Here is a 15,492-nt window from a genome sequence, read left to right as displayed (position 1 = left end):
CTATTTTTCCCTTAGTCGGATCGCGATCATGCTTGTGTCGCGGCTGCTCACGTTGGCGACCTCCCAAACCGGCAGGCCAGCACGGTCGATCGCGCGAACGGTGTCACCGGACTGAAGAGCCGGGCCGTCATACGAGGCGCGATCGAGAAACAGTTCGGCTTCGCCAGTAGCAAGCCGAGTTTGAAACTGGCCGGAACGACCGCCGCCCAATGTCGAGACTTCATCACCGCCGACGCAAAGCGCTTCGCAATGAACGATGATCTGCGGACGATCCGGGTCTGTCTTGCCGCCCTTCATGAACGACAAGCGGACACGCTCGCCAAAAGCGCCGCCGATCTTGCGATCAACGGCAGCCTCCAGTTTGCGCCAGTCAACCATTTATTGGCTCAGAACCACGTCGCCGCGCTTCGAAGGATTGATTGCCACAGCGGCGGCATAACCAATCTTCGTGTTGCCGCTTGCGACGGTCGTCACTTCCGTGCCGCTCCAATAAACGACGTCGCCAATGCCCCACGCCTGCGCCTCGGTCTTTGGCAGATCCCAAACGCCCACGCGGTCGATCGTGATCATCTCGTTTGCTTTTGCGGAGATCTGCGACACGCCGAACAGCTTGCCGATAAGAACACCGTCGCCGGACTTGACGTCTGCCGGTGCTGGAACATCCAGCGTCGTGCCCGGCTGCTTGAAATTCTTCGCCATGATCTTTTCCCTTATGCGCGAAGTGAAAGAGAGGTGGACCGAAGCCCACCCGTTGTTTTCGTCGTACCTTTACTGAAGCGCCGGGCCGGGATTGCGGAAGCCGAAACGGAAGTCCGTCGCGCCGCAACCGAAGTCGTGTTCCACCGACATGCTGAAGCCCTGACGGCCAAATGGTTCGTCCATGCGAACGCGAGGCGCTTCGTAGCCTTCGAGATAGCCCCAGCGATAGTTTGACCCGGCAGACGGATCGGCGTGCAGGCTCCAGGAGTTGTCAGTGATCTGCGACGTCTCCACCAGCTCGAACTTGCCGGAAAAGAGGTTGACCGTGGACACGGTTGCAGGCGTGATGGACGCAAGCAGCTTTTCCGCATCCGTCAACTGGTTGGGACCGACCACCATGATGCGGGCAGGATTGGCAAGGAGCGGCAACTTTCCGTCACTGGACTTCTGAAGGCCCATCGACTTGCGGCCCGCAGCCACAGAGTCGATCGTGATGTTTGCCGCCGCAGCGATGTTCGAATGATCTGCGTGGAAGACTTCCTTGCCGTCCGAAAGCTTGGCGTTGTACGCGTCGGCGTAGAACGTCACTTCCTCGAACAAGGCCACCGTTGCACCGTAGCTCGACAGCAGCTCCGCGATCGCGCCGAGATCATCATTGATCAGCATTTGTCGGCTAATGTTCAGCGCGATGGCATAGCTGAAAGCGCGCGTTGCCTCTTTGCCTTCACCGAAGGTGCCGTATTTGATTTCGCCGGCTTCCAGAACCTTTTTCAGCATCGGGAAGTCACCGACCTTAACAGTCGTATCGGGGCGGAAATCGCGATAGTTCTTCTTGCGGGCAAACCGCTTGAAGGTCGGTTGCGCCAAGGCATAGCGCTGTTCGAGAGTGCGATTAACGGCACCTTCAAAGATCACCGGGAAGTCCGAAGTGGTATGCGAGGCGCGCGTGAAAATGTCGTCGATGTCACGGGCGTTGAGCATACGACGGCCCGAATGTCCGATGCTGTCCGCAGCCAGATCGACCAAACCCCGGCCCATGTGCTGGCGCGCCGCAGCAGACGGCCCACCCTCTGGCACAGGCGCGCCAAAGCCATAAGACAGCGCCTCGATCTGCGCCGAGCGTTGCGTGTCGCGCTCATCCTGACCAACCTGCACCCGCACGCGGCTGTCGGTCGGCGTTTGCCGCTCGTTGGTCATCATGTGTTCCAGGAGCTGCGAACGGAAGGATTCGAGCGATGTTCCCGAAAGCGCGTGCTGGCGACCGAAGTCAACACAGCCTGCCCTTGCCGACATCTCTTCGATGCTGCGAACGCGTGTGCGCTCTTCGTCAACCGCCGCGCGTGCAGCGGTAATGGCGTCTTGTGAAGCAGAGGGATTGGAAGGGTTTGCGCGCTCTTCGACTTCCAGGCGGGCGACTTCGGCGCGCGTCTGTTCGAGTTCCCGCAGGATGGCTTCATGATCGCTTTCGATCGCGCGTGCCGCGTCTTCAGAAAGTCCCTCCACCAGCTCGCCGCGCTTCGCAGTCGCACGGGTGGTAAGGTCGTCGAGTTTCTTGCGTGCAGCAACCAGAGCAATGTTGGCTTCGAAGATGTAGTTGCCGGCGTGATGAACCAAGCTATCGGGACCAATTAGCGATGCGGCATGCGAAGGATCGGCAGAGAGGATGGCGAAAACCAGACCGAAGCAAACAAGCGCGACGGCAGCAGCGATAAAGTAAGCACCCTTTTTCATGGTGTGCAGTTCCTTTTGATTTACCGGGTAGACAAGCGCCGTCGCCCTGCGTCCCGGTGGCAAGCAGGTGGCGAACTTTAGAATGTTGGGTAGTGGCCTAGACGCAGCTCAGAGCGGCTTCAGCCATGCGCATGCGAGCAGCGCGGATGGACGCGTTAGATGCGCCCATGATGGAAAGCGGGAAGGTTGCATCACTTGCGCGAACTTGCGCACCGGGATCGGCAGGCACGGTCACGAAAGAGATTTCGTTAGGCGTCCAGCGCTCGACAAAAATCTTTTCGACCTCGCCTTTCTTCTGTGGCTCTTCCACCCTGATCTTATCGATCGAGTAGCCGACAGAAACGTTCTTGACGATCTTATCCGCGACCAGGCCGAACATGCGATCAGCGCTGGCGTCGATCCCGACTTTCGGAAAGCGAATTGTCGCCCAGCCTTCGGCACCTTCGATCCACGCGCGCTCGACAACAGCAACCTGCGAGAACGTGGAATATTTCGAGTGGCTGTCGAGGACAGGCGCGCCGAGGTTCATTCGAGATAGATCAAGCGCCCGCTCAGAAACCACAAGGATTTCGTCGAAGGGCTTTGCGGTGTCCCATCCGGTGTAACGAAGCCTGCGAACGGAAGCGCCTGTGGTGAAAACCAGCGTCACCGTGCGGGCTTCCGCGTCAATTTTGCTTTCCGAAAGACCCTGCCCACGGATCTGCATGGGCAGGTTCGCAGGCGCGTTGCGAAGTTCAATCTTCGTCATCGTCGGTTTCCTTGTCGTCGTCGGGTTTGTTGTCGTCTTGCTGCTGGACTTGCCCGGCCTGCGACATGCGACGTGGGTCACTGTCGAGGATCAATTTCCGCTTATCGATCTTCTTGGCGTCGCTGGCGATTTCGTTCAGCACGTCGTCCGGGTTTTCACCCGTTTCCGCGATCGCGCTTGAGAGCGACCGGAAGCCGGCGCGGACTTCCTTGATGCGTGCCGTCGCATCCTTCAGCGGATCTGCTGAATAGAAGCGCGGAGGCGACCACTCAACTTCCACTGTCGGTGTGTCGAGCAAGCCCGCGAAGTAAGCGGCCTCACAGAACCAGTCCCATACCGGCTGGCAGAGCTGGGGAATGATCACCTGCCATTGCAGTGCCGAAATAAGACGCCGGAAACCCTCAAGCCCGATCTTGCTGGATGAGTAATTAACCTTGTCCAGCCGGCCCGTCATGATGGCGTATGGCACGCGCCATCCCGCCGCGATCGTGTGCAGCATCGACACTTTGTAAGGGTCGTAACTGTCGGTCACTGCTGGTTGGGAGAACGTCAATCCACGCCCGCCCACGGCGTTGTAGAACGAACCAGGCGAAAACTTTTCCACTCGTTGGCCGTGGACGTCGTAAATGCCAGCCGGAAGAGGTTTCCCGCCAGCATCCATGGCAACAGGCGCACCGAGATTATCGGCCTCTTCGCCGCCTGTCATGACGCCAACGATGCAAGCTTCCAAACGTTTTCTTGTTTGTTCAGCTTCTTCATATTTGGCAAGACCGTACATGTCGTCCATCGCAGGAACACCCCAGGGAGCGCCCCGGACTTGCGTTCTTTGCTTTTCGAAAACATGGGCGATGTCATAGGCCGGCACAGGCTTGGAGACGATCGTCGATGACGGATCGTAAAAGCTGTTTCCCGGATGCGAGCCGAACATCCAATAAGCTCGCTTGCGACCGAGCGCGTCAAATTCGATGCCTTGGATGACTTTACCGCCACCCGAAAGCATACCCTCTTTCGTGCTGTCGATCAGATCGTCTTCCAGCACCTGCAATTGCAATGGGACTGGCAAGCCGTCTTCAAGTCTACGACGACGGCGACGAACCAAGCCGTTACCGCTTTCGAACATTTCGCGAGCGACAAGCGTTTGCATGCCGTAAAAATCAAGATCGCCGTCTGCGTCGCAGACCTTTGCCCATGCCTTAAAAAGCTTGATCGCCTTCTTGTTTTTCGAGCGCGGAATGATCCCGTCGCCGATCGCATGGCTGACAAGCTCCGAAATGGCTTTGGCTGCGTGTGGGTTGTTGCGGACCAGGTCACGCATCCGGTTGCGCAGCTCGCGACCAGCGCGGAGCAATTCCGCGTCAGCCGATGTTGACGGTGCGCGCCTGCCAGTCTTCAACCGGCTGGTTTCCGCGCCCGCATAGCCGCGCGACATGACGTCGATCGCGGCCCGGTTTTTTATCCGACGAAGCCCAGCTTCAGGAGAAAAGTAACCGATTGCCCGGTCCAAGACGTTTCCGATACTCATCAATCGAGCGCCGCCAGGATCATGCGCGAGCCGCCCGATCGCTTCGATTGGAGCGACGCCAGAGCTTCGCGCATTTCTTTCAGCGAGTGGTATTCCACCTCGCGGCGAGTGCCGCCAGAATGAAAGATCACTTTCTTCGCACCCATGGCAACAGCCTCTTCGAGCGCGGTAATTTGATCATCGATAAGAGCCATGATTACAACCAGTCCGATGTTGCGATTTGAGGGCCGGAAGGTGGCGGCGCCATTTCCGGTGGCGTGGAAAGCTCGCCTTCGCGGTGCGCCCAATTGGCAACCACCATCTGGCGAGCAGCGAAGGCGTAAACCGTGCAGTCGAGCGCTTCATGACGGCGACCAGGTACGGGAACGAACTCCCGCACCGTCTGACCACGCTTGTAGGTAACTTCCATTTTTTCACCGGCAATCTGTTCGAACCAGACAGCCGCGAGGTCTTTGGAGAAACGCATAGCCTTGGGCCGGACAAGCCGCCCCATGATGTTGCTTTTGATGCCATCAACACCAACAATGAAAAGACGCCCGCCCTTTACGCTGGTCTTGGAGCGCTCAATCCAAGGCCGGTTTCCCGCAGCACCCTTGATGGCGTAAACCTTGCGACTGAAGCGAGGGAACGCGAAGCGATAGACGGTCTCCATCGTTTCACCGTCCGAGCTGTCAACGCACGTGGCATCGACCTTGATGCGACCGCCAAGCGGATGATCCCACTGCGTTGCAAGCAGGATATCTAGTTCACTCCATGTCGCTGTGTCGTCGTAGCGGCCCCAAATAACTTCATGACCAAGAATGTACGGAACGCCCTCTTTGTCCCAGCCAACGAATGTCACCTCAAGGCGGTCATCCTGCACGTCAACGCCTGCGGTTATGATCAGCACTTCGATAGGGATGGACTCGAAACCAAAGTCTTCGGCGCGTTCCGATATAGCGATATCGTCTAACTCGTCGGCTTCATCCTTCCATCCCTGCGCAAGGATCGTGTTGACGAAGGTTTGAAGGGTGGTCGGATCGTTTTTGACCGAAACAAATTCCTTCGCCAATCGGCCCCACGACGCATTCGGCAGAAGCGAAATCAGAGCATTCATGCGGAAGCCTGCATGATCCTTGATTTCCGGTCTAAGCGCTCGCCACCTGCCGTTCGTGACCATTCCCGGCTTATGCCGTTCATCGATCACGGAGCCGCACTCGACACAGACGTAATATGCTTTATCTGGCTCGCCTTCAGGCCATTGGATGTCTGCCCACTGGATTTCGTGGAAGTGACCGCACTCGGGGCAAGGCACCTCATAAATCCGTTTGTCCGACAGTTCATAGGAGCGCAGGACTTGGCTTGTTGCCTCGTAAACAGGCGTCGATCCCATGACAATCTTGCGATCTGAGAACGAAAGCGTTCTACGCTCTGCAAGTATTGGTGCCGAGCCTTCCTTCGTCGGCGTCATACCGTCCACTTCATCCATAAACAGGATGCGAACGTTATGACGACGCAGGTTGCGCGGCGACTTGGCGGCGATGACCTTAAGAAAACCGCCCGGAAAGCGCCGTGAAAGCAGCGTGTTTCTTCCGCCCTTTTTTTCGTCGCTCGACAAGATCCCCTGCAACGCAGGTGAGGCATCAAAGACCGGCTCCACATCGGAGACCATGTAATCTCGGCAGTCGGACTCGGTCGGCAGCAGCGCAAGGATGGGGGCCGGATCGTTACTGCAGAAACTCGCCATCGCGCTCGTCAGCAGCGTGGTAAAGCCGACGCGAACCGGCTTAACCAGCGTGACACGCTCGATAGCGGAGTCACCGATCGCATCAGCGATTTCGTGTTGCGGAGGCCAGAGCCTTACCTTGCCAGTCAGCGAGGAAACGCCTTCGGGCAAATGAATGTGCTCTTCAATCCATTTCGACAGCTTCAGTTTCGGAGGCGGTTGCAGGCTCTCCCACAACGCTTTCCGCAGCAGCGTCAAGGCTTCTGTCATCGTCCTGTTCACCCAGATCGGAAAGCGCCGACCGAAGTTCGCGGTCGATCACATCAACATCGAAAGTCGTGAGGTGCGGAAGCATTTGGCGACACCGTGAGGGAACGGACATGATGCCGTTGCGGATACGCCGTCCAATTGAAGTCCATTCATGCCGCACGTCCGTTATTGGAATCATTTCACGCCGCATAACCGCGTTCTTCATGGCGGTTTGGTCGGCCTGTTCACGCGCCAGGCGCGCCCGCTCTGTGGTCAAGGCGTCCGCGCCGTCGCCGCTACGCCCCGCAGCCATCGTGCGAAGATGCTCACAGTAGAGCTGGATCGAGCGCCGCATGTCGAAGCGATTCCGTTCTGTCTTCACCACGATTCCACGCTCAACGAAGTCGGAGACAGCACGCTTTGAAACGCCAAGCAGATCGGCAAGCTCAGAAGCGGAAACCTCGCCATCGTCTACAGTCGGCAGCACCTCGTCAGCAGGCTCAACCTCACCCAAAGGCTGGCTTTGCCCAGCATCAACGTGCCTTTTGTGGGATTTGGCTGCAAAGCTGGGGCTGACGCTGAACTTTTCCGCCGCTTCGCGAACTGTATGGCCCTCGTCAATGAAGGCGATGACCTCTCTTCGAAGGTCGTCAGGATAGCTCTTTGCCATCTGATTCCGATTCCACTGAAAAGGCGGGGGAATCCCCCTATAATTTTTTGCTCAGCGAGAAATCCCGCAGTCGCGCTCACCCGCTACTTGGCTTCTTCGGGAAGAGGACCCAACCGAGGGGGGTGGTGACGGGTCGATGGGTCGGGCCTGAGGGTCACGGGACCAGCTTATCGAGAACCGCTGAAATGCGTTGATCAAGCAATGGAGCAGCAACCCGATGAAACGCAGCAACAGTTGCACCGCTCGTCATTTCGACAGGAATGAAAACGCCAGACCGAGCGAAGGTGATCTTCGTCCCTGACTTGTTCAGTCTGACATACGCATGCCCGTTGAAGGCAGGCACGTCTTTGCGGTCAGGGAACTTACCGCCTCGAAGGAATGCCCCAGCAAACAGCGTTGGCTTTCCGAATGGCCTTGCGATTACCCCTTTGCGGGTTTCCCTCGGCTTCAGGTATTTTAGGCGGATGTTTCCGCCCCTCGTCGTCATGTCGTAAATGTAGCGACCAGGACTTGCCCGCCTAGGATCGCCAATCGCACGAACGATGACGACGCGTTGCAATCCTGTCTGCTGCACCAATTCCCGAATAACCACCGTCTTTGAGCGGTCGCCCACCTGGTTGACGATGCGAGGCAGAACTTTCGGGAACTTCGTCTTCAGCGTCAGGATGCGCTTGCCGTACTTCGACAGGTTTCTGTCGGCCCACTTCATGGTCAACACACCAGACATCACAGAGCCTCCAGAACCAACCTATAGAAACGCAAAAGGCGACCGGGTTAGGGTCGCCTTGGAAATCTCATAGCTGTAGCACTGACCCTGAATCGGTGTCTCATTCGAGAGAGACTGTCAGGGCTGGGTCCGGGCGTGAAACGCAACCGCCACTAAGAACCGGATCGACCATGCACATCTTGTACTCACACTTTCTCAAGCGTGACAAGAGGCATGTTGAAGACCTCAGGCTTTCCAAAAATGGGAATGCTCACAACCGCATCACCATTGCCCGCGCCTGCAAAGGCTTCAATGCGAACCTCATATCCAACGAACGGCCCGCTGGTAATACGGACCTTGTCGCCCTTGTTAAACGTGCCTGCGTTACGGTCCCAATCGTAATCGCCTCTCCGCGCCATGTCCTTGAATTCATTGATAGCGTCCTCAGAGAATGGCACCGCCTTTTCTTCGTGCATTACGATCTTCCTGACGTGTTCGAAGCTCATCACGCCCCGCATTGCCTCGCCAATACGTCGGCAGAATACGAACACTAGACCATTAAACACTGGCATTGCTGATGGTGGGATACGCTTGCCATGACGCTTCCGTTCCGGCCCCATTCGCATAGGCACACATGCTTCGATACCGGCTTCCAGCAGCTCTTTTTCCACAGCGTTCTCACGACCGAAAGCAACCTGCACGATGATCCAGCTAGAATCACCGTGCGCATCCGCTGCTACCTTGCTTGCCGATTCGCGTTCGCGCGCCACCTGCGCGGCCTCTGTCGCGATCCTGTCCAGCTTCATAAGCCCCTTCAATGAGACGTGGCGGGAGATATCGTTGAACCTATGCTGCATCATCTGTCCGCCCCTCGGTTATCTGTTGCTCGAATTGCGCCCACGCTTCCACAACCGCCATATCCAAGTCGGTGACTTCGGCTGGCACAGGTGGGAAGAACAGCCAGTCAACGCCTTGCGGCACTGCCGGGAACGGTAAGCCTTGCTTATCGAAGAACCGCCGCCATGCTGCCGTCAGCTCGCTGTCGCGTCTGGTGGTGTCGAAGTCTTCTGAAACCCTGAAGACTTGAGGCGGCACTGTCGAGCCTTTACGGTCGCCTGCACGCTCGTCCATTGTGCTGACCTTCGGCCAACCATACTTGCGGCGCCGATCCGCAAGGATACGTTCGGCGTCTTCGCCACCCCTCTCGACAATCTGACGCAGCATCCCAGGCAGTTGCGGCAATGTCTGCGAAATAGGCTTGAGCAGTTCGGCGCATCGTCCGGCGTGCCAGGCGCGTGTGTAAGGCCCATGCACCACAGGTGCGGCCACATCGGACTTAGGATCGTCCAGCTTCTCCCAATCCCGGCCCGTCAGGTACGGCCCGGCCCAAGGGACTTTGACGCCCTTCGTGGCGTTGGCCCGTTCGATGTAGGTGGGCGATTTGGCGATGCATTCGGCGCGCTGTTCCGGTGTCAGCAGGAACCACGCCTTTTCGGCAGCATAGGCGCTGTCTACTTTCCGCGTCGGCCAATCCCCGTACCAACGCTTGAAGGCCCGCACTACCGCTTTCGGGTCTTCTTCATTCTTCAAATCAGCTTCGCGCGCATCTCCCTCTTGCTGATTATCAGTATTTTCTAAGTATGAGTTATTACTATGTGCCGATTTTCCCGGCGACGGCAAAACCGGCGACGGCTTTACCGGCGACGGCATTTCAGGCTGCGGTAAAGATGCAACACCTTCGGCGCTGCTGGTGTCTGCCGCCGCGCGCGGTTCATCGAAAATAACCAGCGCGGTTGCGCTAAAACGGCCCTCGTCTCGCGTCTGTTCGCGCTCCGCGTAACCGCAGTCAACAAGCTCCGTCAGCATCTTGCGGGCCTTGTCGCGCCCGCAATTGCCCTTCTTGATGATATCGCCGATGACGATGGTCCAATTGTCCGGCTTCGACAGCAGATAGCCGAGAAGCCACCGCGCATCCATTGAAAGCCGCGTGTCCTCAAAAACGTGGTTTGGAACGGTCGTGTAGCGCGCATTGCGCACGCCGCGCCGGATAGTGGCTTCTGCGCTCATTGCAGGCCACCTTTCCGCACCAGCGAACGCATGAAGCCACGCATGGCGTTTACGGTCATGGCGATCTGTGCGGGCGGCTGTCCGTCGCCGTCACGTGTCGAAAGCAGGAGCGAAAGCTCCAGTTCAAGAAGCTCAACACCTTGCATAAAGCCCGCCGCACGCAACACGCGGCGGATATCCACCTGACTGCGATAAAAGACGAAACTTGGCACATGAAGCAGCCATTGCGCCCGCTTCGCGTCCGTTTCGCAGTCTTCCAATATCTCGATAATTGGCAGCATCCCCGTCATGCTCGTCCCCTTTCTTTCCATACCTCGAAGTCAGAGCGCAGATCGATAAACGCCGCCTGCGCTCGCTCTTCCTTGTTCAGTTGTGTCTTGCTGGTGATGCCGATCAGTTGCTTCATGACCTTGTCGGCGTGGTCTTTGTTGTGGATCGCACGACAGTCACGCGCGCGCCGTTCTAGGAAACGGTGAAATAACGGCTGTCCGCAGAGAATGGCCGCATTCGCCGCGAAATCGCCGTCCCTCATTTGCCGCTGCTGCTGTGTCGGTTGCTGCGGCTGTGATGCCCTACCGCTCTTCAAAGCTATGATGGCGCGTTGACGCAGCTCCAACAGCAGAACGATGTTTGCCAGCGCTCCACTGATCAGTTCGATTTCATCGGGCAGGGCTTCGTCATGGATCGTGCAAAGGACAACGCTTTCGCCCGTCGCGCGAAGCGAAAGAATGTGTGTCTGCTTACCGTCAACATCGAAAGACCATCGGTCGCCCTTGGCGCGCCGAACGATGTCCTCGAGGCGCGCTACCCTTTGCTTCTCGCGCTCACGTGCGGCCTGCGCTGGCGTCGTCATTCGCAAGCCCCCCATTGATTGCAGGAGGTGTTGAAGTCGGCTTGCATGAGACAGAGGCCGTCATATTGCAGCCCGCCGCGCGAGGTCTTCGACCATTCCACGCGAGCGCGAATGCCGGTGCGTGATAGAGACCAATCGTAGTCATCTCCGGCCCAGCCGTTCGCTATAAACGGATCGTCCGTGACATTGAAAAATGTGGAATTGCCCCGCTTGCTCACGTCAGAGACGATTGTTTCCCATTCCTCAATCTTGTCGATGTGTTCGGGAAAGCGCTCTGCAATGGAGCGCATTTCGTCCTTCTTGCACATGATGCAGGGCATGCATCCAACCCGCCCCATACCGTGATCATATAGCGGGTTCCAGGGAACAGAATGCTTCCGGTGGAACGCGAACACCTCAACTTCCAGCCACTCAACTAAGGGGCGGTAAGCATAAGCCGTCCAAGCCTCGCCCGTGCGCCGCAGTGCCGCAGGAAGAGAGAACGGCACGGGGTTGATGCGCTGGAGGCGTGCCAGATCGCGCCGCGCAAGGCTCTCTTCGTGCCTCACGCCCTGCCAGGAAATCAATGTGTTACCGGCCTCCAGTATCGGGCGCTGCACGGTCTGGAACATCGGCACAAGCTTCAACTCATCAGTGCAGAAGCGCGTTTTGGATGAGGGGAAACGGGTCTTCCACAAACAAAGGTCTAGAAAGGGGTTGCCGGTAGGGTGAAGCAGGTTAACCGCCCGCTCTACCTGACTTAACGGAACGCCCTCTTCCGGCCACACACGTGCGACGTACTCCCGCTTCCGGGCCAGCTTTTCCGAGAAGTCCGCTTTCACCCATTCGATTTGCGGACCACCCGTCAACCTCGGCAGTTCCCGTACGAAATCGTAAGTCCATTCGTGTTCATTGCCGGTATCGGCGAACACGGCGCGAAATGGCAGTCCGCGTTCCATGGCCCGCAGGTAAAGCGCCGTACTATCTTTGCCGCCCGAAACGGAAACGACGTGCGTCATCGTCATGCGGCCACCTCGCGCGCCTGACCGCCCCACTGCATCGCCATGGCATCGGCAATGCCCTGATAGGTCTTGGATCGGAGTTGCCAGCGGTTCGGACCAGGTGAGGCGCGATGCACCTGCGACCAGTTCTTGTGTTCATCAGTTCCGGCCTTTGGAGGCGCAAGACGCTCTGTGCCCACGAGCTTGGGCAGATTGCGAAGAAAGAAGGATGTTGCCTTAAATGCCCGCTCGCCAAACCACCAAGGTTGCACGGTTTGGGCTGGTGGCGCATAGTTGCTGATGCGCTCTTTCGCGTGACGATGCATCACAGGGTTTTCGACCGCAATGCGTTTGATTGGCGCATTCCAGCAGTCAGAAAAAAGGGCTGCACCCTCGTCCAGCAGCCGCCACATCACTGAGAGTTTTTCTTCGCGCGTCAGCAGAGGCCAAACCGTCTTTTCTTCCGCCGTCGCCTCATTAGGTGGGTTCTTTGGCGGCTCGTTGAGCCAACGGACGCCGGAATTGCAAAGGCGGGTGCAAGGCGGATGCATGACCGCAAGCAGGTCCCATTTTTCGTTCAGCAGATCCCGCACATCACAGATGATGTGCCGATTGCTTCCGTCTTCGGAAGGCAGCAGATCGCAGGACCACACATCGTGCCCGAGCGCATCGAAGGCACGGCGAACGACACCGGACGTTTCGCAGCCGACCAGAATTTTCATCGGCGCGACCGGCCCAAGTGGGGCGGGTGGGGGTGCAATGTTCACTCCGCACCGCCTTCCAGCGTTCCAGCCTGATTACCCCAAAAATCCCACGTACCGTTCAGGCGAACATCGCCTTCCGCAAGACTGTCCTTGCGTTGAAAAAGCTCAAGCTTGCGAACGTCGGGCCAAAGCCGGTCAATCTGTTCCGCATACCAGACAGGCTTTCGGCTATGTTCCGTCTTCGGTTCGGAATAGAGGCTAGGCGGCTGCGTTCCCATAAGAGGCGCAAGCGAGAGGGAGCCACGCTTCCCGATCAACAAGCTTTCGTGACGGTCGCGGGACCAGCGGCCCATGCCGATGTTGACCTTGTCCCACACCAAGGAGGTCACGAACTGAAAGCCCCACGCCTCAAGCACTGCAAGGCCGTCTGGTAGACGATTGGCAGTCACCCAAAGCAGCAACACCGCGTCACGCGTGAATGGCGATTTCTCGCCAGCGCACAGCGCCTTGATGGCGTCCACGGGCATAGATGGATAACGCAGTCCTTTGTCCTGCCCGGTCTCGTCACTCCATGCCTCTTGCTCCCAAGGCGGATCGGCGTAGCCGATGGGATAGGCGGCGCGGGGCATGTCCTCGCCAGCCTTGCGGCTATGCTCTGCAATCAGACTGACCATTCGCAACCGCGATTCACGGTTGCTTGCCTGCTGGATTGTGCGGATTTCCTTGCTCTTCGCAGCAATGGCTTTATCGGAGGCTACGAGGTCGCGAACGAAGTGTTCCTGCGCTTCTGCGGTCTGCAACCGCTTCAGTTTATCAAGCACGACACCTTTATTGTGGGATGTGGAGCGCAGCATCTGCAAAGCCGATACTGATATCTTCTCGCCGCGCTCGACATCGCGTCTAATTGTGCGTTCGTCTTGCCCTGTGGCTTCTGCTGTCGCCGCAGCAAAGGACAATTTGTCCGTTGCTGACTGCTGACGCGCCTTGCCACCGGCCACACCCTTTGCGGTTTCCGGGTGCTTGACGAGGTAGATTTCTTTTCGACGAGCCAGAAAAAGCGCTTTGTCGGCTGGTGTCAGGTCGGCGCGAATGAGATTTTCATCAATCTCGCAAAGCTGCCGATCAAGTTCGTCGCCATCACTGTGGAAGCAGAGAACATGAATGCCGAGGCGGCGGCAGGCTTCCAGCCGATGCCCGCCAGCCCCCAGCCGAACTACTGCATCCGTTTCCTTGCCGTAGACGATGATGGGAGACTGCTGTCCGTGGCTCTTGAACGAGTCCATCAGCGCCAGAACGGTTTTTTCTTCTAGATCGCGCAGCCGGTCGCCCGCATCGATTGTCTGCGGATCACGCATGAGGGCGACCTTGCGGGCAGGAACAGCAACCGCGTCGGCCTGCGGCAACTTACCCAGCTCGCGCGCCCGGTCGATCAACTCGATTGCGTTATCACCGGGACGGAACAGGTTGCCGTCTTTTCGGTCGCGTGTGAGGTAGCGGTTCGCCACGGCCCTGCACGCCGCGACAACCTCGTTGGGCTTCTCGCAACGGTATTCACCATCACGAACAGCCGCCGCAACGATGGAAAGACCGACTTCGCCGGGAAGAGGAAGACCGTTGACGCTCATTGCTCATCCTCCAGCATTCCCAGCGCCGCCATGTAGGTTTCCAGCACGGTTTGTTCGTTGCTTCTCTGCGCAGGGTCTTGCTTGCGAAGCTTGATGATCTTTCGGATGGCCTTCGTGTCGAAGCCGCGAGCCTTGGCGTTCGCCATTTCCGCTTTTTCGTCATCGCCGATGGCGCTCTTCTCTTCCGCCAGGCGCTCCATGCGTTCAATGATCGCGCGAAGCTCATTCGCGGCAGAGGTTCCCGCGCCGACCGATGCGCCAACGCGCTCGCGTGGGCCTTCGTCTGAGGGTTTGCCGCCGATGGCGTAAGGGTCGTAATCGCCAGCCATCAATGCACCCTCGCCACTTGGAGAAGGTAATCACGGCCTTTGCTGGTGATAATCGCGAAGCGCCGATCCGCCGACAGGCGAGCAAAGCCAGCGCGCATGCACTGTGCGGCGGACTGCGCTTCGCCCCAGCAAATCTCGCGCCAGACGATTGCATCGGACAGGCGGCGGAGAAAGCCCCGGTCGCGGTCGGAAATGGGAGTTTCGAAAAGAGAAGGGGCGGCGCTCATTCGTCACCGCCGTTCGAAAGCGCCTTTGCAAGGCGACGGTGAATCTTCTGCACCAGGCTGTCGGCAGAACGGCGAACGTCTTCCGCCTTCGGCAGCATTTCGAGCATTTCCCGATCCGAGAAATGACCGTCACTTGCGGCTTCCGAGTAGACCGCGAAGAACTCCGCATGTTCAGCCATCAGCTTTGCCGAACCGGAATAGAGGCAATCACGTCCACGCGTTTCGCCCGCAGGATCAAGAACGCTCGCACCCGTCAGGACAGCCATGGTTCGCGAAACGACTGGCCTACCCAAGTCGGCCTCAAGGACAATGATTTCCCATTGCGACATCAGGTCAGGGTCGTTCCAAGCATTGAAACGGCCAACCTGTGCGGTTGAGCGACCCAACAGCAGAGCGGCGCGGTCTATCCCGCCGACTGCCTCAATAAGATCACGTTGCGCCCCTTTGATTGGACGGAACCAGGGCTGCTGGTGGTATTGCTCTTTCTTCATTGCCAAGCTCCAGACAAACGGAAGCGCAATGGGAAATTTGTCGAAAAATTCCCATCGAACGCGGAAGCGAAATTTGTGAATGTGGGCGGGAGTCAGACGCCTACGGAGGCCCGCATGCGAAACGAGAATGCCCCGCGCCGGAACCTGTCAGCACAACCGCTCCGGCGCGGGTCGCAGCAGGCCGGG

At 58.1% G+C, this 15,492-nt stretch carries 19 protein-coding genes; all 19 read right to left on the bottom strand.

Annotated features, from left to right (window positions below; genetic code table 11):
• Positions 1-378 (bottom strand): hypothetical protein, encoded by a 378-nt coding sequence (locus EYC79_RS18105; protein ID WP_062600195.1) that lies wholly within the window; start codon positions 376-378, stop codon positions 1-3.
• The gene (locus tag EYC79_RS18100) at positions 379-699 is read right to left on the bottom strand and encodes a DUF2190 family protein (RefSeq protein WP_062600194.1); all 321 of its coding nucleotides are present in this window, start codon (positions 697-699) and stop codon (positions 379-381) included.
• A 69-nt stretch (positions 700-768) separates the two neighbouring features.
• Complete coding sequence (locus EYC79_RS18095; protein ID WP_130978866.1) at positions 769-2,430, bottom strand: phage major capsid protein; 1,662 nt, start codon at positions 2,428-2,430, stop codon at positions 769-771.
• A 97-nt stretch (positions 2,431-2,527) separates the two neighbouring features.
• On the bottom strand, positions 2,528-3,178 hold the full coding sequence (locus EYC79_RS18090) for an HK97 family phage prohead protease (protein WP_130978864.1): 651 nt from the start codon (positions 3,176-3,178) through the stop codon (positions 2,528-2,530).
• Positions 3,165-4,700 carry a phage portal protein gene (locus tag EYC79_RS18085; RefSeq protein WP_130978862.1) on the bottom strand — a complete coding sequence of 512 codons (1,536 nt, stop codon included), beginning with the start codon at positions 4,698-4,700 and terminating at the stop codon, positions 3,165-3,167. Before EYC79_RS18085 ends, EYC79_RS18090 begins: the two co-directional genes overlap by 14 nt.
• A complete protein-coding gene (locus EYC79_RS18080; protein ID WP_062600190.1) occupies positions 4,700-4,894 on the bottom strand; it encodes a phage head-tail joining protein in 195 nt (64 codons plus the stop codon). Before EYC79_RS18080 ends, EYC79_RS18085 begins: the two co-directional genes overlap by 1 nt.
• A gap of 2 nt (positions 4,895-4,896) precedes the next feature.
• Positions 4,897-6,675 carry a phage terminase large subunit family protein gene (locus EYC79_RS18075; RefSeq protein WP_062600189.1) on the bottom strand — a complete coding sequence of 593 codons (1,779 nt, stop codon included), beginning with the start codon at positions 6,673-6,675 and terminating at the stop codon, positions 4,897-4,899.
• A complete protein-coding gene (locus tag EYC79_RS18070; protein WP_165457072.1) occupies positions 6,590-7,324 on the bottom strand; it encodes a MerR family transcriptional regulator in 735 nt (244 codons plus the stop codon). The genes EYC79_RS18075 and EYC79_RS18070 overlap by 86 nt, the downstream gene beginning before the upstream one ends.
• Before the next feature lie 154 nt (positions 7,325-7,478).
• The gene (locus tag EYC79_RS18065; protein ID WP_062600187.1) at positions 7,479-8,051 is read right to left on the bottom strand and encodes a hypothetical protein; all 573 of its coding nucleotides are present in this window, start codon (positions 8,049-8,051) and stop codon (positions 7,479-7,481) included.
• 185 nt (positions 8,052-8,236) lie between these two features.
• Positions 8,237-8,890, bottom strand: a complete 654-nt coding sequence (nusG, locus tag EYC79_RS18060; protein WP_130978860.1) for a transcription termination/antitermination protein NusG — start codon at positions 8,888-8,890, stop codon at positions 8,237-8,239.
• The gene (locus tag EYC79_RS18055; RefSeq protein WP_130978859.1) at positions 8,877-10,097 is read right to left on the bottom strand and encodes a helix-turn-helix domain-containing protein; all 1,221 of its coding nucleotides are present in this window, start codon (positions 10,095-10,097) and stop codon (positions 8,877-8,879) included. Before EYC79_RS18055 ends, nusG begins: the two co-directional genes overlap by 14 nt.
• Entirely contained in the window at positions 10,094-10,387 is a 294-nt protein-coding gene (locus EYC79_RS18050) for a hypothetical protein (RefSeq protein ID WP_130978857.1), read from the bottom strand. Before EYC79_RS18050 ends, EYC79_RS18055 begins: the two co-directional genes overlap by 4 nt.
• Positions 10,384-10,950, bottom strand: coding sequence for a hypothetical protein (locus EYC79_RS18045; protein ID WP_130978855.1), 567 nt, complete (start codon positions 10,948-10,950; stop codon positions 10,384-10,386). Before EYC79_RS18045 ends, EYC79_RS18050 begins: the two co-directional genes overlap by 4 nt.
• Entirely contained in the window at positions 10,947-11,954 is a 1,008-nt protein-coding gene (locus EYC79_RS18040) for a phosphoadenosine phosphosulfate reductase domain-containing protein (protein WP_205654424.1), read from the bottom strand. Before EYC79_RS18040 ends, EYC79_RS18045 begins: the two co-directional genes overlap by 4 nt.
• Entirely contained in the window at positions 11,951-12,652 is a 702-nt protein-coding gene (locus tag EYC79_RS18035) for a hypothetical protein (RefSeq protein WP_130978973.1), read from the bottom strand. The genes EYC79_RS18040 and EYC79_RS18035 overlap by 4 nt, the downstream gene beginning before the upstream one ends.
• A 41-nt stretch (positions 12,653-12,693) precedes the next feature.
• Positions 12,694-14,259: an MT-A70 family methyltransferase gene (locus EYC79_RS18030; RefSeq protein WP_130978853.1), complete on the bottom strand. Its 1,566-nt coding sequence runs from the start codon at positions 14,257-14,259 to the stop codon at positions 12,694-12,696.
• On the bottom strand, positions 14,256-14,588 hold the full coding sequence (locus tag EYC79_RS23845) for a DUF2312 domain-containing protein (protein WP_130978852.1): 333 nt from the start codon (positions 14,586-14,588) through the stop codon (positions 14,256-14,258). Before EYC79_RS23845 ends, EYC79_RS18030 begins: the two co-directional genes overlap by 4 nt.
• On the bottom strand, positions 14,588-14,815 hold the full coding sequence (locus EYC79_RS18020) for a hypothetical protein (protein WP_130978851.1): 228 nt from the start codon (positions 14,813-14,815) through the stop codon (positions 14,588-14,590). The genes EYC79_RS23845 and EYC79_RS18020 overlap by 1 nt, the downstream gene beginning before the upstream one ends.
• Entirely contained in the window at positions 14,812-15,306 is a 495-nt protein-coding gene (locus EYC79_RS18015) for a hypothetical protein (protein WP_130978849.1), read from the bottom strand. The genes EYC79_RS18020 and EYC79_RS18015 overlap by 4 nt, the downstream gene beginning before the upstream one ends.
• Positions 15,307-15,492: the final 186 nt, after the last annotated feature.

This window comes from Agrobacterium cavarae (assembly GCF_004310285.1).
Taxonomy (GTDB): Bacteria; Pseudomonadota; Alphaproteobacteria; order Rhizobiales; family Rhizobiaceae; genus Agrobacterium; species Agrobacterium cavarae.
Note: the sequence above shows the minus strand (reverse complement) of the source record. Positions and strands in the feature narration are given on the sequence as shown.